21 protein-coding genes are annotated in these 20490 nt (G+C 53.7%); 10 read left to right on the top strand and 11 right to left on the bottom strand.

The window, feature by feature from the left end:
• The first annotated feature begins 554 nt into the window (after positions 1–554).
• Positions 555–704 (top strand): HNH endonuclease, encoded by a 150-nt coding sequence (locus AC2TAD_RS13235; RefSeq protein WP_480868185.1) that lies wholly within the window; start codon positions 555–557, stop codon positions 702–704.
• 52 nt (positions 705–756) lie between these two features.
• On the opposite strand, the gene AC2TAD_RS13230 is transcribed toward AC2TAD_RS13235, so the two are convergent.
• Genes AC2TAD_RS13230 through AC2TAD_RS13215 form a run of 4 tightly spaced genes read right to left on the bottom strand, consistent with a single transcriptional unit; the run spans position 757 to position 5409 of the window.
• Positions 757–1998, bottom strand: a complete 1242-nt coding sequence (locus AC2TAD_RS13230) for a membrane dipeptidase (protein ID WP_480868184.1) — start codon at positions 1996–1998, stop codon at positions 757–759.
• A 47-nt stretch (positions 1999–2045) separates the two neighbouring features.
• A complete protein-coding gene (locus tag AC2TAD_RS13225; RefSeq protein WP_480868182.1) occupies positions 2046–3224 on the bottom strand; it encodes a carbohydrate porin in 1179 nt (392 codons plus the stop codon).
• On the bottom strand, positions 3221–3985 hold the full coding sequence (locus AC2TAD_RS13220; protein WP_480868180.1) for a DUF3299 domain-containing protein: 765 nt from the start codon (positions 3983–3985) through the stop codon (positions 3221–3223). Before AC2TAD_RS13220 ends, AC2TAD_RS13225 begins: the two co-directional genes overlap by 4 nt.
• Positions 3986–4011: 26 nt before the next feature.
• On the bottom strand, positions 4012–5409 hold the full coding sequence (locus AC2TAD_RS13215) for an amidohydrolase family protein (protein ID WP_170367314.1): 1398 nt from the start codon (positions 5407–5409) through the stop codon (positions 4012–4014).
• 133 nt (positions 5410–5542) lie between these two features.
• Between AC2TAD_RS13215 and AC2TAD_RS13210 the strand changes: the two genes are divergently transcribed.
• The gene (locus AC2TAD_RS13210; protein WP_170367315.1) at positions 5543–6550 is read left to right on the top strand and encodes an AraC family transcriptional regulator; all 1008 of its coding nucleotides are present in this window, start codon (positions 5543–5545) and stop codon (positions 6548–6550) included.
• 457 nt (positions 6551–7007) lie between these two features.
• Here AC2TAD_RS13210 and AC2TAD_RS13205 read toward each other — a convergent pair whose 3' ends face one another.
• Positions 7008–8069, bottom strand: coding sequence for a LacI family transcriptional regulator (locus tag AC2TAD_RS13205; protein ID WP_170602461.1), 1062 nt, complete (start codon positions 8067–8069; stop codon positions 7008–7010).
• Positions 8070–8239: 170 nt separating this feature from the next.
• On the opposite strand from AC2TAD_RS13205, the gene AC2TAD_RS13200 reads away from it, so the two are divergent.
• The 6 genes from AC2TAD_RS13200 to AC2TAD_RS13175 all read left to right on the top strand — a co-directional run bounded on the left by AC2TAD_RS13200 (position 8240) and on the right by AC2TAD_RS13175 (position 14348).
• Positions 8240–9466, top strand: a complete 1227-nt coding sequence (locus AC2TAD_RS13200; protein ID WP_170602462.1) for an ABC transporter substrate-binding protein — start codon at positions 8240–8242, stop codon at positions 9464–9466.
• 69 nt (positions 9467–9535) lie between these two features.
• Positions 9536–10429 (top strand): carbohydrate ABC transporter permease, encoded by an 894-nt coding sequence (locus tag AC2TAD_RS13195; RefSeq protein ID WP_170498952.1) that lies wholly within the window; start codon positions 9536–9538, stop codon positions 10427–10429.
• Positions 10422–11327, top strand: coding sequence for a carbohydrate ABC transporter permease (locus tag AC2TAD_RS13190; protein WP_170602463.1), 906 nt, complete (start codon positions 10422–10424; stop codon positions 11325–11327). Before AC2TAD_RS13195 ends, AC2TAD_RS13190 begins: the two co-directional genes overlap by 8 nt.
• Before the next feature lie 6 nt (positions 11328–11333).
• Positions 11334–12410, top strand: a complete 1077-nt coding sequence (locus AC2TAD_RS13185) for an ABC transporter ATP-binding protein (RefSeq protein WP_170602464.1) — start codon at positions 11334–11336, stop codon at positions 12408–12410.
• A gap of 52 nt (positions 12411–12462) precedes the next feature.
• The gene (locus AC2TAD_RS13180) at positions 12463–13203 is read left to right on the top strand and encodes a sugar phosphate isomerase/epimerase family protein (RefSeq protein ID WP_170387240.1); all 741 of its coding nucleotides are present in this window, start codon (positions 12463–12465) and stop codon (positions 13201–13203) included.
• Positions 13204–13214: 11 nt separating this feature from the next.
• Positions 13215–14348, top strand: coding sequence for a Gfo/Idh/MocA family protein (locus AC2TAD_RS13175; protein WP_480868177.1), 1134 nt, complete (start codon positions 13215–13217; stop codon positions 14346–14348).
• Between the two features lie 215 nt (positions 14349–14563).
• On the opposite strand, the gene AC2TAD_RS13170 is transcribed toward AC2TAD_RS13175, so the two are convergent.
• The 5 genes from AC2TAD_RS13170 to AC2TAD_RS13150 all read right to left on the bottom strand — a co-directional run bounded on the left by AC2TAD_RS13170 (position 14564) and on the right by AC2TAD_RS13150 (position 16027).
• Positions 14564–14767: a hypothetical protein gene (locus AC2TAD_RS13170; protein WP_170389186.1), complete on the bottom strand. Its 204-nt coding sequence runs from the start codon at positions 14765–14767 to the stop codon at positions 14564–14566.
• A gap of 345 nt (positions 14768–15112) precedes the next feature.
• Entirely contained in the window at positions 15113–15358 is a 246-nt protein-coding gene (locus AC2TAD_RS13165; RefSeq protein WP_170621163.1) for a hypothetical protein, read from the bottom strand.
• Between the two features lie 158 nt (positions 15359–15516).
• Positions 15517–15639 (bottom strand): hypothetical protein, encoded by a 123-nt coding sequence (locus AC2TAD_RS13160; RefSeq protein WP_480868175.1) that lies wholly within the window; start codon positions 15637–15639, stop codon positions 15517–15519.
• A 36-nt stretch (positions 15640–15675) separates the two neighbouring features.
• Entirely contained in the window at positions 15676–15867 is a 192-nt protein-coding gene (locus tag AC2TAD_RS13155) for a hypothetical protein (RefSeq protein ID WP_170644846.1), read from the bottom strand.
• A complete protein-coding gene (locus AC2TAD_RS13150) occupies positions 15860–16027 on the bottom strand; it encodes a hypothetical protein (RefSeq protein WP_170356195.1) in 168 nt (55 codons plus the stop codon). The genes AC2TAD_RS13155 and AC2TAD_RS13150 overlap by 8 nt, the downstream gene beginning before the upstream one ends.
• A gap of 257 nt (positions 16028–16284) precedes the next feature.
• Here AC2TAD_RS13150 and AC2TAD_RS13145 point away from each other — a divergent pair, with 257 nt between their 5' ends.
• Complete coding sequence (locus tag AC2TAD_RS13145; protein WP_480868173.1) at positions 16285–17229, top strand: aldo/keto reductase; 945 nt, start codon at positions 16285–16287, stop codon at positions 17227–17229.
• Positions 17230–17365: 136 nt separating this feature from the next.
• On the opposite strand, the gene AC2TAD_RS13140 is transcribed toward AC2TAD_RS13145, so the two are convergent.
• The gene (locus tag AC2TAD_RS13140) at positions 17366–19408 is read right to left on the bottom strand and encodes an amidohydrolase (RefSeq protein WP_480868171.1); all 2043 of its coding nucleotides are present in this window, start codon (positions 19406–19408) and stop codon (positions 17366–17368) included.
• 427 nt (positions 19409–19835) lie between these two features.
• Here AC2TAD_RS13140 and AC2TAD_RS13135 point away from each other — a divergent pair, with 427 nt between their 5' ends.
• Entirely contained in the window at positions 19836–20441 is a 606-nt protein-coding gene (locus AC2TAD_RS13135; protein WP_480868169.1) for a hypothetical protein, read from the top strand.
• The last annotated feature ends 49 nt before the right edge of the window (positions 20442–20490 follow it).

Raw genomic sequence — 20490 nt, 5'->3', positions numbered from 1 at the left:
AAGATGTGACTTTCGTCCTTTGTAATCACGTGGCCTCACAGGCTGCCTTGGGCTTTATGAACTGTCAACGCGTAGCCATACTTAAACTTCTGAAAATTTTTTCGTTCCTGGTCCGCATCCAGTATCTCATCGATCTCAAGACTCCAGTCCGGCACCACACGGCTGTTGCAATAAGCACCGTATTTCAACGGTTTCCCTTAACGAGTGTCTGTCGCCAGCCGTAGGACCGGGCTGTCCTTGGCATGACTTCGGAACAGACGTTCCCAACTCGTAGAGAGGCCGCCCTGCGCGGCCTTTCGCATTTCTGGACAGGGCGTCCTTGTAAGTTTGGGCACATGGCTGAGCGGTACGTCAGCAACCGCCAATGTGTGTGATGCAGAGAAAGCGGCGGAGCGAGATCGGAAAAGACGAGCAGCCGATCCATCATGTCGTATGTTTCGGTCTGTGCAGAACCGGTCTCGCCAAGCACTAAAGCGGCGGCCTGCCCATCCGAGGTGGTCGGTTGATCTCTGGAAACCTTAAAACAACACCTTGAGGTCCAGTACTCGGACGGCATGTCATGGTATCGGTATGGTCAATGGGAGGTGGACCACATTATACCTCTTTCGTCTGCCCGGTCTTTGGAACACCTCATCGAACTCTGCCACGACTGCAATCTTCAACCACATTGGATGCGGGACAACCTAGCAAAGGGCGGGATGTAAACCTCGCCCGTGCGGGATGTCATCTGTTTTCTTTCGGTAAGCTCGCAATAATCTAACGCGAATAAAACCCGTCACGTAGTTCTTGCCTTAAGCGCAGACGCTCGGGGTATTCTTTCAGGAATAGTTCGGGTGGTTTGCCCTCCCAAACTTGCGCATAAACTCGCATCTTGTTACCGCCATAAATCTTCGCAAGGTCCTCATTGGAATAACCCCTGGCCCAAAGGTCATCGGTAATCGCCGCAAGAATTTTGGCAAGTTCACCGTTGCCAGTGGCCCCTTTGTTGAACGCATCGATCATGTAGCCGCCATCATCGTACATGCTCGCGTTTGCAGTTGCGAACTGTACGACCAGTTCGAGCGAGAACATATCATCGGTTGCGATCCCAACATGGTCGACCCCGACAAGCTGGACATAGTAGTCGATCATATCAGCAGCTTGCTCGGGCGAGATATCCTCAGGCCAAACACCGTCCATCATCCATTCGGTGAAGGTCGGAGAAATGTAACCACCTGATTTGGCCGCACGTAATGCTTCGTCGTCGGGAATGGCCCGATAACAACCGCGTGGCGTGGCGTTAGGTTCATTCGCATAAAGCCCAGCTGGGACAGTGTGCGTATAGACATATGGCACGCCGGGATAGTTTTCATCCATGTAGTCCATGGCGTCGTTGGCCGTTTTTGAACCCGTGTGGCTTAGGTCGAGCAGGATGCAGAACCGTACCATTTCATCGATGACTGACTTCCCCCAAGGCGTCAGACCAATGTCGCGGCCGTTATAGGCCGCCAACTGCCCAGAACCAGTGCGGAAAATGTCATTGTAAGCAAGGATCATGCTTTTGATCCCCATATCCTTGAGCACTGCCATTTTCCTTAGATCGCCGTCCAGAATCGTGGCAGTTTGGCTGTTCCAAATGACCGCCGTTTTTCCCTGTATATGGGCAGCCTCAATATCGCGGGTTTCATTCACGATGAGGTAGTTTTCCGGTTGCTGGGCCATGGCAGCGCGAAAGTGGTAATGCTGATCAAGAAAGGTATCGAAAGACATATCCGCAGCGGCCAGCGTCATCTCGTGTCCCGTAATGCCGTTGTCCCGGGCACGTGCGAAGTAAGTGTGAAGCTGCTCGTCTTCGGTCCAACCGGTGCCATACGGGCTGGCCAACATGCCGAGGACAATTGTGTCCTGCACAAACTGCTTCGCCTCTTCTGACGCCTCCCACGTCTTGCTTTCCTCGCTCGCGTGTAATGCGCAAGCAAAAGTGATCGCTATGGCGCTCACGGCCAACAGGGTCCTCATAACAGAGCCTCCTCAGCTGTTTTGTTTTGCCACCGCATGAGACCCCCTCAGAAAACGATCCGGGTTCTGAGGCCGAACAGTGTGATGTTGTCCTGAGTGGGGTTCAGCAGCGGGTTGGAAATGAACTGCAGTGATGGCGTGATCTGCAGCCCGGGCGAGATTGAAAACCGGTAGAATGCTTCGACCGTGAATTGGTCACCGTCTATGCCTCTTGCCTCGGCCCAATTCAGGCCCAGGCCGGCCAAATCGGTATTGCGACCATAGTAGCCCAGACCTGCAGAGATAGACCGGTCATAAAGCGCTGCGGTCCCCTTTGAGGCCCCAGCCCGAAAGAACGGCATCCACTTATTGTCAACGAACCATGCGGCAGAGAACGCTGCGCCGTAATCTTCCGCTCGACTGCCATCGTCAGCCGCATCCGCATGCCAAAGGGTCAAATGGATGTTGTCGAAGTAGATGCGATCAAAGCCGGAGGTGTACCCAAGTTCGAGTGATTTGAAGAGGTTGCCATCGCTAAACACATCAAAGTTTGGATCGGACGGGTCGGCGTTTGCGTCTGATACGCTGGCAACGGCGTAGAGGTTCTCGCTCAGCTTTACCCCACCGGCAATACCAAGGCCTTGGTTGGGCGTGTTAATTGTCGGATTGGTATTGAAAGACAGGTTTTGAAAACCGCTATAGGGGCTTACCAACCCGTAGATATCCACAAAGTCTGTTACATCAATCTGCCCGACTTGCAGCGTCCACGAACCGTTCTCGGCCCTTTGGGTCCAGAACAGGTTAGTCAATAGCAGACCATTGTCGTTGAAGGCTGTTCCCGTGATTGAAAGGGCTCCGCCATCCAGCCCGAGAAACTGCGGAGCAATGTCCGAATAACTGTGCCGGTCTTCGATCTTGAATGTCAGGGAACCCCGTTCAGTTGCCTGCCAACTCCCGTAGAAACGAGCGATGCCGCTGGCCGCTTCGCCGGTTCCCAGATCAGCGTTCGTGGATTGGCCCAATGCCAAGTAGTCTATGTTGAACCGAAACCCACCCTCAGCCAGCCGGTCTTTCCACTGAAACCAACCCGGTGCGATGTTGCGCGGAAAATCGGAACGGTATTGTGGGTCGGTCAGCCCATCTCCGGTCTCTAGATCAGCTTCGACCGAAGATGGACCGGATAATCCCTGAGCCGACGCTGCGCCAGCAAAGGCAATGCTCAATGCGGCAACCAAAAGTCTTATCATTCAGACGCCCTTGCCCCGCCGGTCTTGCGGTTGCCTGCCGCGCGGATGCGATCAGCTGCACGCTGCTTCCATTCCAGCCTGTCTGCCTCGGTTTCCAGAGTTTCGACACGTTCCGTTTCCAACTGGAAAGTCGCGTTCATCGGCATGAGGCCATCCACAACCATCATATTATGTACGGAAGGATCGATAGTCAGCTTACCGGTCAGCCGAACGGGTTCGTGGACATAGCTGGGCGTCCAGTCCCCGTTCAGCCGCACGCGGATCATCTGGTTCGGCGGAGGCGGAGGCATATGACTGCACATCCCTCGTTCGGGCACCAAATACGCGACAGGCCGCCCGTCCGGATCACTCGGAGCAGGAATGGCAAAGCCCGCAAGCGTGATTTTTTGACCGTCGAACTGTGGATTTCCGTTGGTCCCAGCCTTTCTCCGACGCTCCGTCACGACCTCTCGCTGATCGAGTAGCCAGTCGACATCAATCCCATCAGCCGCCAAGGCATCCTCAGTCTCGGTCAGAAGCTCTTGCCATTTCTGCCTCTCTTCTTCGCTGCCACTATCCTGCTGTAACCTGCCGCGCAGCCGTACGACGTAAAGGACATCGTCGAATTGTTCGGCGCTAAGTTCGCGATAGGGGTCTTCAAAGACCTGCGCAGACGGATCTGGCAGGTCCGCCCAGTCCAACGCGGTTCCAGGCGTCGCCGCAGCATCATAACCGCACAAAACCAACCCTGCGAATACTGCGGAGCAAAACCAATTTCGCATGAATGCTCTCCGGCTGCTTTATCTGGTCAATCCAGTGTGTTTTTGTAGATCACACCGTCCTTCATGATCAGGCGGATTGTTTCCGGGCTGTCCGGCCTCGGGTCCGCACCAAACCACTGATCACCTGTTCCAACGACCGAGAAGTCTTCGAGGGGGTTGCCGTCTATCAGTAGGATGTCGGCATAGGCGCCTTCTTCGATCACACCCAGTTTGCCTTCTGGATAGGGGTTCATGAAATCACCGCTAAGTGCCGCGATCTCGCCGCCTACCGAAGTCAAGGTTACCATCGACGCATAGGGGCCGAAGAAATGGTTGTTCAGATGCTTCTCGTAGGCGATCTGAATGTTGCACGCCTCGACTGAGCCCACGCAATCGGTTTGGAACCCGCGCGGCGCCGGGCATTCCTTCATGCTGGGAATATAGGCTTCGAAGGTCGCCGAGGCCGATTTGGCTTTCCTCAAACTGTTAGGGTTGTTTTTCACGGACGGAACGTCAAGAAGGCCCGGATCAAATGCCGTGATGTTCGTCGTGATGTACGCTCCTTTTTCTTTCATCAAAGCAGAAATTTCGCAGTCAAAGTGAAATCCGTGTTCAATGGTTCTAACCCCTGCATTCAGGGCATTGATGATCGCTTCTTTGCGGTAGGAATGTGCCATGACATAGGTGCCGTACTCGTTGGCAACCTGAACAGCAGCCTCGATCTCTTCCTTCGAACCGGCGAGCAACTGCCATGGATCGAATGCCGAAATCACCCCACCTGATTGCATGAACTTCAGTTGCGTGGCACCCATGCGCAAGTTGTTGCGGCCATACATGTAAATTTCGTCAACACCGTTGACCTGTTGGGCCATATTCAGAGTGCCAAAGTTGGTCACCCCGCCCGGCGGAGATGTGAAAGATGCGAAGTCGGCATGGCCGCCGCGCGTCCCGAGAAATGCGCCGGAAGGATAAAAGCGGGGGCCGACGATCTGGCCTGCGTCTATGGCACGCCGCAGCCCGCCACCAGCGCCCCCGGCATCGCGAACGGTCGTGAAGCCCTGCATCAGGTACATTTCGGCCATCCGTGTCCCGTGGATGGCGAAATCCTCCCAGGTCGAGTTGGTTTCCATCTCGGCAATCGATGGCCCCATGAGCATCAGGTGCGCGTGATTCTCGATAAAGCCCGGTGTCAGAGTGCGTCCGCCACCGTCGATAACCTTCGCACTCGGCGCATCAATGGCATCGGTTGAGACGGACTTGATCAGATTGCCCTCGACCAGAACACTGGCATTCTCAATGCGTTGCTCATTCACACCGTCGAAGACATGCACGTTGGTAAACAGCGTTTGGGGTTCTTCTTGATCCTGAGCCTGCGCGGTCGTCGAAAAAGAAAGAACTGCCGCGACAATTGCCGTCGAGCAAAGAGACATTCGTAAGCCGGACATAAGTACTCCCTTCATATTCATGTTTTGCCAACTATAGTCTGGAATTCATTGGCTCGGTTGCCCCTTTTGAATTAGGATGTGCGAATGTGACTGCAAAAATGGCCACTTCTTAAAGCTAATCCAGACAAGGGTTATGAGCTTGCCTTTCAACTCCACCTCCCGAGAGCATAGCGAGGGCTTTATTCGCCTATCTTTAGCTGCTCCGTTTCTGCAATATCTCACCGAACGTAAGATCAATCCGCAACCAGCATTGGATCAGGTCGGCTTGAAAGCCGAACTGTTGACTAACCCATCCGTGTTCGTTCACTCAGAGTTGGTTTACGGCTTGGTAAATGCTTTCTCAGAAGTGTCAGGGGATCGATACCTTGGACTGAATGTAGGGGAGACGTTTGACCTGCAAGAGTGGCCTCCATTCGCTCAAGCCCTGCAAACTACAAAAACGCTGTTCGAGTTTTTTACCCGCTTTGTTGGGCTTGTACCGCAGGAGTCCAATTCTGTGCGGCACAGCCTTATCATTGAAGCGGACAAAGCGACTTATCGTATCGATAGGCAACAGGAACCAACAGTCCCGCCCATTCAGGTAACCGGTTTTGGTGCTGCAATCTATGTACGCCTGTTGCAGACCGTCGTCGGCGATTCCTGGGACTCTTCGCGTGTGCGATGGGAAAGCAGATACATCAATGGTTTGCCTGTCAACTACAAAGGGATCGAGGTTGGCCTTGGAACCGATCCCGGTATGCAAATTAGTTTTCCTGTGGAATGGTTGTTTTTGCACCATGTCTCTGACGGCTCTGCCAAGCCGATGGTCTCACCGCGACAAGATGAGGAAGTAACTGTGGTGGCTGCTTTGCGCTCTGTCTTGCGCGGCAAACTGGATGAAACCGATTTGGGGCCGGAGATGGTGGCCGAGTTGCTGGGAATACAGCCGGAACGGTTCCTGAAAGCGCTTCAACAACAAGGCACAACGTTACCGCGCGAAATCAAACGGCTGCGTATCGATGTCGCCAAGGAGCACCTCAAAGATGACCAGATGACAATTGCGGAGATTGGTCTGATGCTCGGCTATTCTGACAAGTCCCATTTCACTCGCTTTTTCCGAAGTCAGACCGGAATGACACCGACCAAGTTCCGAAGCAAGTAAATGTGGTCGAGCCAAATGAACGCTTCGAAGATTAGGTCCTCGTGGGATCAGTTCGGAGAAGTTGTAGTGCGACGTTGAACAGGTTAGTCGACGACACGAATGGTTGGTTGCCACCGCCGATACAACCTCTGCAACTGGCCGTTTCGTTGTGTATTTCGGAGTTAGCAAAGCTTGGTTGCGAAGGTCCGGTTTGGGCTGCCTGTGGTCATCCACCCTCAACAGGCGAGTGACAGTATTGTCCGCAGAGCGGAACTCCAGTTAGTTTTCAAAAATGCCCGCTTTCGGAAGAAGCAGACATTCAAGCCGCTGAAATTGGGGCGACGCTACGTGTTGTCTGCTTTCAGCGAGACCGGACGTTCAGAAAAATAGGCTCTAGGTCCGAGTTGCGGACAAAGCAGTCGCTTGGCGACTGCGGTGCTTCTCTGGAGCTCTGCGTCGCGGCAACAGAGGGTTTCACTCAATGTCGCATTCGGTCAACGGGAATTTCGAGGTGCTGCATGGGCTTTTTCTCGGGTTCCAGTAACAACTGCAAAACGGCTTTGGCCAGAAACCGGCCAGCGTCACTGACATCCTCGAACTCGACAACAATATTCTCACGGAACATTTTCAGGACGGGGATTACTTCTTTTGAATACACGTCGATATCCTCGCCGAGCTTGCGCCCCATCTGTTCAATCGCAACGATTGCCGCAATCGCTGTTTTAGACGACGAACTGACGATTGCATCAACTTCCGGCGAGTTCTGTAGCCTGTGTTTTATCCAGTGCCGGAGCTGGTCCGAGGACTGATCGCTGTCAACGTTTTGAGCGATGCGGTAGCTCAAGCCCAACCTGCTGCAAGCTTCTTCCAGCCCGCGCTTCATATCTTGCGAATAGTTCTGATTTAGCGGTGGCAGGATCGCATGGATATTTTCCCGACCTCTTGCAGCCAAACGATTGATCGCCACACGCATGAAAGCGCTGTTGTCATAGTCGTAGTAGGCGTGCCGCTCGCACCATTTTGTCCGTCCATGCGTTGCAAAAGGGAAGTTGTGCTTAAGCAGGTATTCGACGCGCCGGTCTTCGGGTTCGGTCATGTTGAAGATGACGGCATCAGCAGAGCGTGTCTTGACGATATACTCGATGGGCCGCAGCGAATCTTCGTCGGGGAACCAAGGCAGCACGTTGAGATGAAACCTTGTGCCACGCAGTTCCTGCGCAATCGAACTGGTCAATCTTGATGTGTTGTTGATGACGTCGCCCTCGGCGGGAACAACAAGTGAAATAACATTTGTACGTCCGGTTCTTAGACGCACTCCAGCGCGGTTCGGAACGTAGCCGATGGCATCCGCAACGTGGCGAACAAGCTGTTTTGTCTCTTGTCCTATGTCCGGTGCATCGCCCAACGCGCGCGAAACTGTGGCCACCGCTAAGCCACTGATGCGCGAAATGGTTTTCTGCGTCGGTCGCTCTCCCGGCAGAACTTGAGAGACCAACTCTTCAGTACTTAATTGACTGACTTCGGCCACCGTTTTCTTCATCGACCCTCTCCGTTCACCAATAGTTGGCAACTTGCGCAAGATGTGTACTTCCATCGCGACCGGCTTCGGCAGTACTCAGATGGATTTATAGCGAGTCAAAAAAATTGCTTGCAAGGCATTTCTGTAACGATATAGATTTTTACTATAACGTTATAGTAAGGGAGGATGGCATGAAACGGATAAAATATCTGCTCTCGGCAACAGCGCTTGTTGTGGCGACAAGCGCGTCGGCAACTGAATTGGAAGTGATGCACTGGTGGACGTCGGGCGGTGAGGCCGAGGCGGTCAAGGAAATCGCGAACGCGTTCAACGCAACAGGCAACACCTGGGTCGATGCAGCCATCGCGGGCGGCGACAACGCAAGGCCGGTCATGATAAGCCGTATTGTTGGCGGAGATCCGATGGGCGCGTTTCAGTTCAATCATGGCAGGCAGGCTGAAGAGCTGATCGAAGCGGGCCTGCTCCGTGACATCACCGACATTGCCGAAGCAGAAGGCTGGACCGATCTGGTAAACCCACCTTCTCTACTGGCTTCCTGCACTGTTGATGGCCGCATCTACTGCGCGCCTGTCAACATTCACTCCTGGCAGTGGCTCTGGGTCAGCCACAAGGCATACGAAGATGCAGGTGTTCCCATCCCGACAAATTGGACTGAATTCGTAAGCTCGGCCTCCGCGCTCGAAGCCGCGGGCAAGATCCCCATGGCCATGGGTCAGCAGGGCTGGCAGCAGGCTGGTGCGTTCAGTGTTCTGATCGCAAGCCTCTTGCCAAGTGAAGTTTATAACAGCGTATACGGTGACAAGAATACGGATGTTGCTGGTGGTGCCGAAGTCGCCAGCGTCTTCAAAGCTGCTGCCGATGCGCGTTCAATGGCCGCCAACTCAACGGTTCAGAATTGGAACGACGCGACCGCGCTGGTCATCAAAGGCGAAGCCGGTGGCCAGATCATGGGGGACTGGGCGCAGGGTGAAATGGCAGTCGCAAACGTTACCGCTGGCGAAGATTACAGTTGCCTTCCTGGGCTGGGCATGAATCCGCGTCTTTCAACAGGCGGAGATGCGTTCTATTTCCCTGTTCTCTCGGATGAAGCCCAGATCGCCGCGCAAACCGAGCTAGCCAAACTGATGCTCGATCCCGAAACGCAAGTGGCCTTCAACCTCAAGAAGGGGTCGCTCCCTGTGCGCGGTGACGTAAACCTAGACGCAGCCAATGACTGCATGGCGAAAGGCCTCGATTTGCTCAAGGCGGGCGCGCTGCTGCCCGACGTGAACCAGTTGATCACGCCAGACACCAACGATCAGCTGAAAACGTTGTTCACAGAGTTCTTTGCGGATGCGTCGATGACACCCGAAGATGCGCAGAAAGAATTCGTCAAGATCATCGGTCGGGCTGAATAAATACTGACAGTGGATTGCGGGCTCACTTGCCCGCAATCCGACACCAACAGTTGAAGGGAGGGGGAGCAGATGGCTTCGCAACGCCCAAACCAACTGTTCCGCAACCTGAACGCAAAAATAGCCTCGATCCCCATGATCGTTACTGCTCTGTTTGTGTTCGTTGGTGGGACAGCCTGGACAGTGGTTTACAGCTTCACCAGTTCGGGATTGCTGCCGCGGCTGAAGTGGGTTGGCCTTGATCAATACGACCGCCTCTGGGGTACGAAAAAGTGGCTGGTTGCGATCGAGAATCTTGCAATTTATGGCTTTTGTATGCTCGCTCTGGTGTTCGTGATCGGGTTCATCCTCGCGGCGCTGATCGATCAGAAAATACGTTTTGAAAACACCATCCGCACCGTCATCCTTTACCCCTATGCCCTGAGTTTTGTCGTCACAGGGTTGGTTTGGCAATGGATACTGAACCCTGAATTCGGCATCGAAGCCATCGTCAGGGGAATGGGGTGGCAAAGCTTCGAATTCGACCCGCTTTACAACCCGGAAATCGCCATATTCGGTGTCCTGATTGCCGGGCTCTGGCAAGGCAGCGGGCTGGTTATGGTCCTCATGCTCGCCGGATTGCGCGGGATAGATCAGGATGTCTGGAAAGCCGCACGCGTGGACGGCATTCCCGCATGGAAAACTTATCTGTTCATCGTCATTCCCATGATGCGCCCGGTGTTTATAACGACATTGGTTCTGACAGTAACCGGCATCGTCAAGCTATATGACTTGATCGTCGCGCAAACCAGCGGCGGCCCCGGTATCGCCACCGAAGTTCCCGCCAAATACGTCTACGACATGATGTTTGGCGCAAGCAACCTTGGTCAGGGCTTCGCCGCCTCGACCATGATGCTGCTCACAGTGGCCCTTGTCGTCATCCCTTGGGCCATCCTCGAGTTCGGAGGAGGGAAGAAACATGGTTGATGTCATGTCTACGACGCTCGAGGGGCCGCAGGGGCCCAAACCCACCAAGATGCTTTCGCGGAGAAACATCTTACTCTATGGCACCTTGCTCGTCGCTGCAGTCTACTACGCGCTGCCCCTCTACATCATGGTCGTCACGTCACTGAAGGGAATGCCGGAAATACGCGTCGGGAACATTTTTGCCCCGCCGCTCGAAGTCACATTCGAGCCCTGGGTCAAGGCTTGGTCCGAAGCCTGTACGGGCTTGAACTGTGAAGGCTTGAAGGTCGGCTTCTGGAATTCAGTCAGAATAACAATCCCTTCAGTCCTAATTTCGATCGTCGTTGCATCGGTGAACGGGTATGCCTTGGCGAACTGGCGTTTCAAAGGTGCAAACGCATTCTTCACCATCCTGATATTTGGCGCCTTCATTCCCTATCAGGTGATGCTCTATCCGATCGTCATCATGTTGCGAGAAGTCGGTCTTTATGGATCACTCACCGGGTTGGTCATTGTCCACACGATCTTTGGCATGCCCATTCTGACCCTGCTGTTCCGCAACTACTTTACCTCGTTGCCGGAAGAGTTGTTCAAAGCCGCTCGCGTCGATGGCGCTGGGTTCTGGCGCATCTACTTCCGCATCATGCTGCCGATGTCCGTGCCCATTTTCACCGTCGCCGTGATCCTGCAGGTCACAGGCATCTGGAATGACTTCCTGTTTGGCGTAGTCTACACCGGCCCGGATACTTACCCGATGACGGTACAACTCAATAACATCGTCAATTCCACGCAAGGCGTGAAGGAATACAACGTCAATATGGCAGCGACCATAATTACAGGTCTTGTTCCGCTGACCATCTATTTTGTCTCCGGCAAACTCTTCGTCCGCGGAATCGCGGCCGGCGCTGTCAAAGGGTAAACCCTCATGAGCAACTCAGTTGAAATCAAAAATCTTGATCTGGCGTTCGGCTCGGTCAAAGTGCTGCAAAACCTCAATCTGGAAATCGGCAAAGGCGAGTTTCTAGTACTTCTCGGCTCGTCCGGTTGCGGAAAATCCACGCTGTTAAACTGTATCGCCGGCCTGCTTGACGTAACCGCAGGTCAGCTGTTTATCAACGACGAGAACGTGACGTGGGCGGAGCCTTCCGAGCGCGGTATCGGCATGGTTTTTCAATCCTACGCGCTCTATCCTCAAATGACTGTCGAGGGAAACCTGTCATTTGGTCTGAAAAACGCCAAACTGCCTAAAGCCGAAATAGCAGCCCGCATCAAACGTGCCGCAGAGATCCTGCAAATCGAATCCTTGCTTAAACGCAAACCGGCCGCTCTGTCGGGAGGCCAGCGTCAAAGAGTTGCCATAGGACGCGCATTGGTGCGGGACGTCGACGTTTTTTTGTTCGATGAGCCGCTGTCGAATCTGGATGCCAAACTGCGCGCGGACCTGCGTGTCGAGATCAAGCGTTTGCACCAGAACCTCGGAAATACGATGATCTACGTAACCCACGACCAAATCGAAGCCATGACGCTTGCGGATCGTATTGCGATTATGCGCGGCGGTCAGATCATGCAACTGGCATCGCCGGAAGAAATCTATAGTCGCCCTGTAAACAAATACGTGGCTGACTTCATTGGATCACCGTCAATGAACTTTCTGGAAGGCCACATCAAAAACGGCGCTTTTGAAACGGGCGACCTTTCGATCCCACTATCGGGGTACGAATTCTCCGCTGGCCCGGCGACAGGTCCTGCGACTTTGGGGGTCCGTCCCGAACACGTCATCACCGGCGAACTGGTCGGCAAAGCCCCTTTCCAGACAGATGTTTCGGTCAGCCTTATCGAGCCTACAGGATCAGATACACTCGTCGACTGCGAAATTGCCGGTAGCCCGTTCCGCGTCCGTATGGATGGGCAGGCCAAGATCGCGGTGGGCGAAAAACTGCAGCTCGGGCTCGATCTATCAAAGGCCTCGCTCTTCGACACCAAATCCGAACTGCGGCTGTGAGCCAAAAGCGTCTGCCATCATTGAAACAGTCAGACAATCAAAGGATTGAGTTATGCCTGCCATCTCCTATCAGCTTTATTCTTCGCGCAACTGGGACGTGGAGGAAACCTTTGCCATGCTCGCGGATCTGGGGATCAATGAGGTCGAAGGTTTCGGTCCATACTTTGATGATGTTGAAAAGACAAAATCCCTGCTCGACGCCTATGGCCTAACCATGCCGACGGCACATTTTGCGTTGGATTTGGTCGAAACCGACCCTGATCGGGTGATCGACGTTGCAAAAAAAATCGGCATTCAAACAATTGTCATCCCGTTTGTGGCACCCGAAAATCGTCCGTCCTCGGCGCAGGGATGGAAGGAATTTGGCGAGCGTCTTGTTTCTGCTAGCAAACCTGTCTTGAACGCAGGTCTTGGCTTTGCCTGGCACAACCACGACTTCGAAATGGTGCCCGTCGACGGTCAGACACCTCTAGATCTGATTGCCGCGGCCTCCGAGGATATCCAGATCGAACTTGATCTCGCTTGGGTAAAATTCAGCGGCGAGGACCCGGTCCAATGGATTGAAAAATACTCCGGACGACTGGTCGCAGTGCACGTGAAGGACATTGCTCCAGTAGGAGAAAACGCGGACGAAGACGGCTGGGCAGATGTCGGCTATGGCACGATGGACTGGCCTGCGATCAAGCGGGCGATGGATGCAGCTCTCGTGCGACGTTACGTGATCGAGCACGATAATCCCAATGATCACAAGCGGATGGCTCAACGGTCACTCGCAACTGTTCAATCATTCTGAGGAAGAACGCGATGCAGGTATATGGTGTCGGAATAATCGGGTGCGGCAATATCTCGACCGCCTATCTGAATCTTGCGCCTTTGTTCAACTATATTGAAATCCGGGCAGTCGCGGACCTGAACATGGAAACCGCGCAGGACCGGGCTCAAGAGTTCGGCGTCCGCGCGGATACGGTCGAAGGTCTGCTGGCAGCCGACGATATCGACATCATCCTCAATCTCACGATCCCAGCCGCGCATTTCAGTGTCACAACGTCGATCCTCGAAAATGGCAAGCACGCCTATTCGGAAAAACCGTTTGTGTTGACCCTTGAGGAAGCTGAAACACTGCGGAAAATGGCGCAAGAACGAAATCTGCGGATCGGATCAGCGCCGGACACTTTCCTGGGCGGTGCCCATCAGGCGGCCCGTGCGGCAATCGACAGCGGCGAGGTGGGCGAGATCATCGGCGGCACATGCCATGTCATGTCGCATGGAATGGAGTCCTGGCACCCGAACCCAGACTTCTTTTTTCAACCAGGCGGCGGCCCAATCCTCGACCTCGGCCCTTACTACATCTCCAATCTTGTGCAGTTGATTGGCCCGGTTAAAGCCGTGACGGCCATGGCTTCGGCAAGCTTTGCTGAACGCGAGATCGGCAATGGACCACGATTGGGTGAAATGGTTCCGGTCGAGATCCCAACAAACGTTCACGCGCTCCTGGAGTTCGAAAACGGCGCTTTGATCACATTTGGGGCAAGTTGGGACGTCTGGGCGCATCGCCACGACAATATGGAGTTATACGGCACCAGCGGCTCTTTGTTCATGCCGGACCCAAATTTTTTTGGTGGCGAGGTGTTGATGTCAAAGGCGCAGGGCGAAATCACACAGGTACCAGACAACAATCATCCATTATCTGTAGCAAATGGTTCGGATGGATCCGGGGTGCACCGTGCCAACTATCGTTGCGCAGGCCTCGCGGAAATGGCTCAGGCTATTCAGGATAACCGTCCACACCGGTGCAGCCTTGAGATGGCGACCCATGTTGTTGAAGTCATGACCAGCATTTTGGCCTCAGCGCAGGATCGCGGCTGGGCATCCATGACGACGACCTGCGACCAACCATCTTGGCTTGGCCCCGAACAAGCAGTCAAACTAATGCGGTGAAAACCACAATTTGCGCGATAGACGCAAAGTCAGCAGCTTCTCGCGCGCCGACCATCAGGTGCTAGTCCCTACGATTGTGGAAGCTTTCTGCTGAGTGTTGATTTACTTGTTTGGCCCTTTGTCCGTAGTGCGCTTCTCGCGACACTTTGAACGGGCTGCTTCGGGCTCTTTACCGCCATTCGCTGCTCTGCGCCTTAACAGCCGCTTTTGTCCGTTTAGCCGACGTCTTCGTCAGAATCTTCGATGCCCAGAAATGCCGTAAACTGCCCGGGATGGTAGTGATTGAGGGTGGCACCCATTTTAAGCAATATAAGTTGTTGCTCATGGGACAGGCTATCATCGAAGTTCTTGAAGTTCGGATTGTCCAACACCCATTCGTGCAGAAATCGTTCGTATTTCCGGTGAAGCAATACGGGCAAGTAGGCGATCCGGCAGACGATCAACAGCTGAACTTAGGGATCTTATTGGTGACGCCTCAGTGGAAGTTGTGAGTGCACCCTAGACTAAGCAAACTTACTAACACTAAAACTTGAAACAAACCGAAACACCAACGTCGGTTCTGTCCGTAACTCGGACGTTCAAGCAAGTTGCAGCGAATGGCTGCTTCGAGCCCAAAGCGGACGTGCAATATTTCGGCACTGCTTTGTGGATTATTTCAATTGAGAAGCGACACAAAAACAAAGTAGGGGCGCCGATCGTTAGACGGGCGCCCTCCAAAATGACAACCTATGTTCATGTTAGTCCCGAACAGAAGATTGTCTTGACTATTTTTTTCCGCGAGAGACTTGCTGGCCAGCGACTACGCGACTGCCAGCATTGCCCCAACCGCTATCACTCTTGTTACCATCGATTGCGTTTTTACCGCTGACCGTCGGCGCGGCTGCTCCAATTCCCGGCGTACCGGAAAGAGTGTCCGCCATATTTTTCGCGGCGCCGGAATTACCGTTAGCCATGACAGGTGCAGCGAGCGCGATTAGCGCGGTGGTGGAAAGTACGACAAGCTTTTTCATTTTAGCCCCCTTGTGTTTCGATACAGGGTTTACGCTGGCCGTACTTGACTGGATCAAATTTGAAAAAAATATGAATGACACAAACTGTTTCCAAATATCAACAACGAACGCAACCGCGATGCAGATTTCCGGGCACTCAGATCATAAAGCGAATAGATTCAATAAGATGCCACCAACCGCTTCCCCTGAGCGCCCAGCGCGAGAGCCACGTCAACGGGATAGTTACGTCTATAGAGCCACGTATGGCCCTTCAGATAGGCATAGCGAATGTGAGCAGACATCAATCTCCTCCTTTCAGGTTTTGGATTGGGATGGGGTCAGTTGGTTGAGACAACCCGCAGGATCATCTCGAGGGCCGGTTCGCCGTAGGACCCAGCCAGAGGGCCGGTGACAGCAAAGCCGGTCACGCAGTCTTCAAACACCTCTTCCACGCGGAACAGATGTTCAGGGACGTCATCGAAGGCGCGGACAACCACGACGTCACCGGGGTTTAGCTCCAGCTCAGCCATCGTCGGACCTCCACGTCCAGAGAACCGCCAGCAGAACCAGCGCCGAGACAGCGGGATGAGACCGAGAGACCACCCAGAGCATCGTCGTCAGGACGGCCTTGGGCGGTGGGTGCAAAAGAAAACCCCCGACGAGAACGCCGAGGGCAGACAGGTACTTCATGGATCAAACTCCTGCAGTTGCTTCTTTATTTAGATGCAGGAAGGTCCTCGGTTTGGACGGGGGTAGCGGACGTTCAGGTTTTCTCCGCGGATGGCGGGTTTGCGGACATTTCTGCCATTCGCTAAAACGCCTGGTGAATTTTCGGCTTGAACGATTGCGTTGAGGCCAGAGAGCAACCCCAGCGACAAGCCTGACTTGTTTTCAATAAATTACTCGCGCAACATCTGTGAAAGTCCGGAACCAATTGGGAGGTTGGCATGGCGGAGCTACGCGAAATTGGTAAGACCGGGATACAAGTCCCTCGTATCGGGTTTGGATCGACGGGGTTGGGGAGTATTCCGGAAATCTATGGGTATGAAGTTGAGGAGGACCGCGCGATTGATACAATTCGGGCAATTCTTTCGCAGCCATATGCGTTCCTGGACACATCCCGTTGCTATGCCATGGGTCGAAGTGAAGAGCGCATAGGAAAAGTCATTCATGAGCTTGGTGGGTGGCCGGACGGGCGGGTGCTTTCCACCAAAATCGACCGGGATATGGAAACTGGTGCTTTTGATGCTTCTCAGGCACGTAGATCATTCGAGGAAAGTCTTGCGGCCCTTAGCGTCGACAGCGTTGATATACTCCACGTCCATGATATCGAATACGCAAATGACCTATCAGAGGTCAAAGGGCGAGGTGGCGCGATTGAAGAGTTGTTCCGTATCAAGGAGGAAGGCCTGGCCAAGGCGGTCGGAATCGCGGCGGGACGTATCGACTTGATGATGCCAATTTTAGAGAGTTGGGATTTTGACGTGGTCCTGACACACAACAGGCATACGCTGGTAAACGACAACGCGGCACCTCTGATAGAACTCGCGAAATCACGAGGCGTTTCGATATTGAACGCAGCACCTTATTCCGGAGGTGCACTTGCCCGAGGAAGCGCGATCCATCGCTTTTATGTCTATCGACCGGCAGATGATGAAGTAATTGCGCCAATACGTGCTGTTGAAGAGGTATGCGGGCACTACGATGTCCCAGTCGGGGCGGTCGCGTTGCAACACTCTTTGAAAAATGACGACATCACTTCGACGATTTGCGGAGTGACATGGCCTCAGCATGTTCAACAGGCGATGGAATGGGCAGAGTGGTCCATCCCTGATGGCGTTTGGGAGGATCTCGCTGAGCTCGAAAAGACTTCGAGCGACCCAGAAGCTTAGAGTCGATTTTCGGATAGGATACTGTATTGCCAACTGACTGCTTTGGGATCGCAGCGGACGTTCGCTGCACCCGGCGTGAACGACTACTACGCGGACAATGCCGACGACCGAAACCTTTCGTTGGCTTGGCTCCAATCTAAACTTTGGAGGCCCATTCGGACACGACGGCCCATCCCAAAGCATTGGTCCCGCAACAGCTAACTGCAGAGATTTGCCCCGCCGCAGATGTCGTGCACGACTGAGATACGGGTGAAGCGCAACACGAACATCCGGCAAGCATGCCTTTCTGGGCTATGCCCGATACATCAGCAAGCGCATACAGCGGCTTTGTTGGCGGATTTATTGTATCCCGGTTTGGCGATAATGACGCGCGGTCGATATCGAAGTCGTCTGACACTGGAAAAATGTCACCCTCAAGTACGGTCCCCCAGATACCGATGTCTTTAATCTTGTCGGCTTCCACCTCGAATGGGTCCTCTTCAAGGATGGTGAAGTTCGCCAACTTGCCGGGAGCGATAGAGCCAACCTCATCCTCCAATCGCAAGGATTGGGCCGCATCGATAGTCACAGCCCGCAAAGCGTCTTCGACCGACAGGCGGTGTTCTGGGCCTGCGACACGGCCGGAGAAGGTCGTTCGGTTTACGCCAGCCCATACTAGGAACAGCGGTTCACCGGGAGCCATCGGTACGTCGGAATGGAATGAAATCGGAATGCCGTTGGCCTTAATTGGCCCAAGGGGAACGATGTCATCCGCACGTTCCGGGCCCAGTCCAAGCTCGCTGTATCGATCTGACAGCGCAGTTACGTAGTATGGATTGCCGCTGACGATGCAGTCCAGCTCAGCGATCCGCTTTGCTTGATCTTCTCTCGCATAACCGAAGTGAACCAATGTCGTACGGTGACCTGCCCGCGGCTTCCGGCGCATGTTTCGCTCAACAGCGTCCAAGATCAAGTCCACGGCAAGGTCGCCGGTCTGATGAACATGTATTTGGTAACCTGCATCCCAATATGCATCGAATACGGGATTAAACTCGTCCGGCTGCATGATCCACTCGCCGTGGAAATCGCCGCCCACATAAGGCTCCGATACCTGCATGGCCAAACTGTAAACAGCGCCATCGGCGAAGAGTTTCACCTGCTTCGGCATGAACGCCGTCTTACCTTCACCCCAGTCCAGCAGTTTTTCGGTCTCCTCAATCATCGAACCATTTTGAAAGTGCAAGGCAGCCAGGGATTTCCCGTCAGGTATGAAATAGGTCCTAAGTTGGGTATCGGGTCCTGAAAAGACCGCGTTGGTTGCTTCTTGAAGAGGCCGGGACAGCACGCCACCCGGTTCCGCAGCAACTGTGACGCCTGCACGGTGCATATACTCGCGCGCCAGCCTCAAACCCGCGCCCAGGCGCTCTGGTGTAGCAAGCACCGGAGCGACTGCGGGAAGAACGGCGAACATGCCTGCCTCGAAGAAATACCCGTCCTCGAAACTCGATTGCTCAAGAGCGAGCCCCTCAAAGCCATTAACTAAATCCTCGGTGATGCCCAGAAATTTCAATGCTGGAGTGTTAAGGACAAACTCGTGCGCAGATCGGTGGATTATGATGATTGGACGCGTGCTACTGATCTCGTCGAGTTGCACACGCCTTATCTCGCCATGAAAGAAGTGATGGTACCCCCATGTCAGCAGCAAGGCGTCGGGATCATCCATAGCCGCTTCGGCGGCTTGCAAACGAGACTTATAATCCGCTTCATCGACGGCGGCCTTCGAAATGCCAGTCGGAATGTTCCAATCCTCGATCGATATTATCTCCGAGGTCAGGGTTAATCCCGCGAGGAAAGGATGCACGTGCTGGTCGATCAAACCCGTGATAATAACTTTTTCGGAGAACTGATCGTCCAGCCGAAACGGCTGCGAACCAATCCGGTCAACGAGTGTGTCGCGCGGACCGGCGGCCAGAATACGGTCTCCGACCACGGCAACTGCGTTAATAGCCGGGTCGTTGTCCTCCATGGTGATGACGCGCCGCGCTGTGTAGACAGTGATCTCGGGCAGTGTTTGGAGCTGGCTTCCAAAATCCTGCAATGACGAGGCCGCATAGGTGGATGTGGCATTGGCAATCGCGATCATCGATGCGCAACCAAGACCGGTTATTGCTGTACGACGGGTGACATTAAGTTTGGTCATAGTTTTTCAATTCTCAGCAAGTCGAATTTTGCCCGAGCCTAGCATCGAGATGATCTAAGGCAGAAAGGAAAATTTCTACCAGCCTTGGATCGCGCGCCAAGTTTCCCAATCAAAATGGTGCTCGCAATTTGCTACCACACTTGACCGCTTTGGGCTCGATGCGGCCGTTCAGCAGAATTCATTCAACGTCTGCTCTGCGGACAAAGCAGCCGTCGTTGAAAGTTGACTTACAACATGCGCAACGAAACCGAGAAGAACTCTTATTATTGATCGAGCACTTCCAAAATGACGAATGAAGACGGCGCTCGAGTTTCGGATGTTTCTTCCATTTTAACCTTGTGGTTTCCTGATTCTCCCAGAAATCGACAAAATTTTGTTCGATTCTACTTTTAAAAAGGTTTTTGCACCGACTTAAGGTTACTTGGAAATGGCAAACAGGCTGCGCCGTACTCACCTTGGTAAGTGCGCCGGCCTTTGGCTGACGTGCTTAAGCGGACTTTCGTGGTCCGCTGAGCAATTGGCGGCGCAGACGTTTTTTGAGGAAATGCAGCTGGTCAATATTGAAGTAGGTGGTCTTTCATCTATCGCTCGAAGCATGCAGAATGGATCCGGTGGGCTGTCGAACGGATCGAGGTATTCGTTTGATCGCTACTACAGAAGCGACATACCTATACCAGATCTGCGTTTCACAATGCTCTCGCCGATCACTTCCGACTTTGGAATTATTTGGGGTTTTGGCACAGGCGAAAGTGGCGACAAGTACCGAATTGACCCAAGCCTCCAAGTTGGATTCTTGTACATAGAGCCACTACGCGACAATGAATGGTTGTCGCTTTCGGTCACCACACGCCTTTGGGGTTACTTTAGTGAGAAGTCCTGTACGGCAAATTACGGCGCCGTTGGCGGCATACAAACTGTCAATTGTCGGATGGCAGACAGCCTCATGGCGCCTTCTGAAACACTTGAATACCTTGAGGATCGTGCCCCGGAAGATCAGTTTACTTTATCCCTGCGCTATCAGCTCAGATTCTAAATAAAACGGCTGGGTATTACCCCAGCCGCCATAAACTGAAGAATACTCT

The sequence above is a fragment of the Ruegeria sp. HKCCD7628 genome (assembly GCF_057221005.1).
This window is presented reverse-complemented; position numbering and strand designations above follow the sequence as displayed.

Excerpts from the sequence above, each read along its gene's own strand:
- AC2TAD_RS13235 (WP_480868185.1), top strand. The coding sequence starts at position 555 with ATGTCATGGTATCGGTATGGTCAATGGGAGGTGGACCACATTATACCT.
- AC2TAD_RS13150 (WP_170356195.1), bottom strand. The coding sequence starts at position 16,027 with ATGAAGTACCTGTCTGCCCTCGGCGTTCTCGTCGGGGGTTTTCTTTTG.
- AC2TAD_RS13205 (WP_170602461.1), bottom strand. The coding sequence starts at position 8,069 with ATGAAGAAAACGGTGGCCGAAGTCAGTCAATTAAGTACTGAAGAGTTG.
- AC2TAD_RS13160 (WP_480868175.1), bottom strand. The coding sequence starts at position 15,639 with ATGTCTGCTCACATTCGCTATGCCTATCTGAAGGGCCATACGTGGCTC.
- AC2TAD_RS13155 (WP_170644846.1), bottom strand. The coding sequence starts at position 15,867 with ATGGCTGAGCTGGAGCTAAACCCCGGTGACGTCGTGGTTGTCCGCGCC.
- AC2TAD_RS13175 (WP_480868177.1), top strand. The coding sequence starts at position 13,215 with ATGCAGGTATATGGTGTCGGAATAATCGGGTGCGGCAATATCTCGACC.
- AC2TAD_RS13195 (WP_170498952.1), top strand. The coding sequence starts at position 9,536 with ATGGCTTCGCAACGCCCAAACCAACTGTTCCGCAACCTGAACGCAAAA.
- AC2TAD_RS13185 (WP_170602464.1), top strand. The coding sequence starts at position 11,334 with ATGAGCAACTCAGTTGAAATCAAAAATCTTGATCTGGCGTTCGGCTCG.
- AC2TAD_RS13140 (WP_480868171.1), bottom strand. The coding sequence starts at position 19,408 with ATGACCAAACTTAATGTCACCCGTCGTACAGCAATAACCGGTCTTGGT.
- AC2TAD_RS13225 (WP_480868182.1), bottom strand. The coding sequence starts at position 3,224 with ATGATAAGACTTTTGGTTGCCGCATTGAGCATTGCCTTTGCTGGCGCA.
- AC2TAD_RS13180 (WP_170387240.1), top strand. The coding sequence starts at position 12,463 with ATGCCTGCCATCTCCTATCAGCTTTATTCTTCGCGCAACTGGGACGTG.
- AC2TAD_RS13220 (WP_480868180.1), bottom strand. The coding sequence starts at position 3,985 with ATGCGAAATTGGTTTTGCTCCGCAGTATTCGCAGGGTTGGTTTTGTGC.
- AC2TAD_RS13230 (WP_480868184.1), bottom strand. The coding sequence starts at position 1,998 with ATGAGGACCCTGTTGGCCGTGAGCGCCATAGCGATCACTTTTGCTTGC.
- AC2TAD_RS13210 (WP_170367315.1), top strand. The coding sequence starts at position 5,543 with ATGAGCTTGCCTTTCAACTCCACCTCCCGAGAGCATAGCGAGGGCTTT.
- AC2TAD_RS13135 (WP_480868169.1), top strand. The coding sequence starts at position 19,836 with ATGGCAAACAGGCTGCGCCGTACTCACCTTGGTAAGTGCGCCGGCCTT.
- AC2TAD_RS13215 (WP_170367314.1), bottom strand. The coding sequence starts at position 5,409 with ATGTCCGGCTTACGAATGTCTCTTTGCTCGACGGCAATTGTCGCGGCA.
- AC2TAD_RS13145 (WP_480868173.1), top strand. The coding sequence starts at position 16,285 with ATGGCGGAGCTACGCGAAATTGGTAAGACCGGGATACAAGTCCCTCGT.
- AC2TAD_RS13165 (WP_170621163.1), bottom strand. The coding sequence starts at position 15,358 with ATGAAAAAGCTTGTCGTACTTTCCACCACCGCGCTAATCGCGCTCGCT.
- AC2TAD_RS13200 (WP_170602462.1), top strand. The coding sequence starts at position 8,240 with ATGAAACGGATAAAATATCTGCTCTCGGCAACAGCGCTTGTTGTGGCG.
- AC2TAD_RS13190 (WP_170602463.1), top strand. The coding sequence starts at position 10,422 with ATGGTTGATGTCATGTCTACGACGCTCGAGGGGCCGCAGGGGCCCAAA.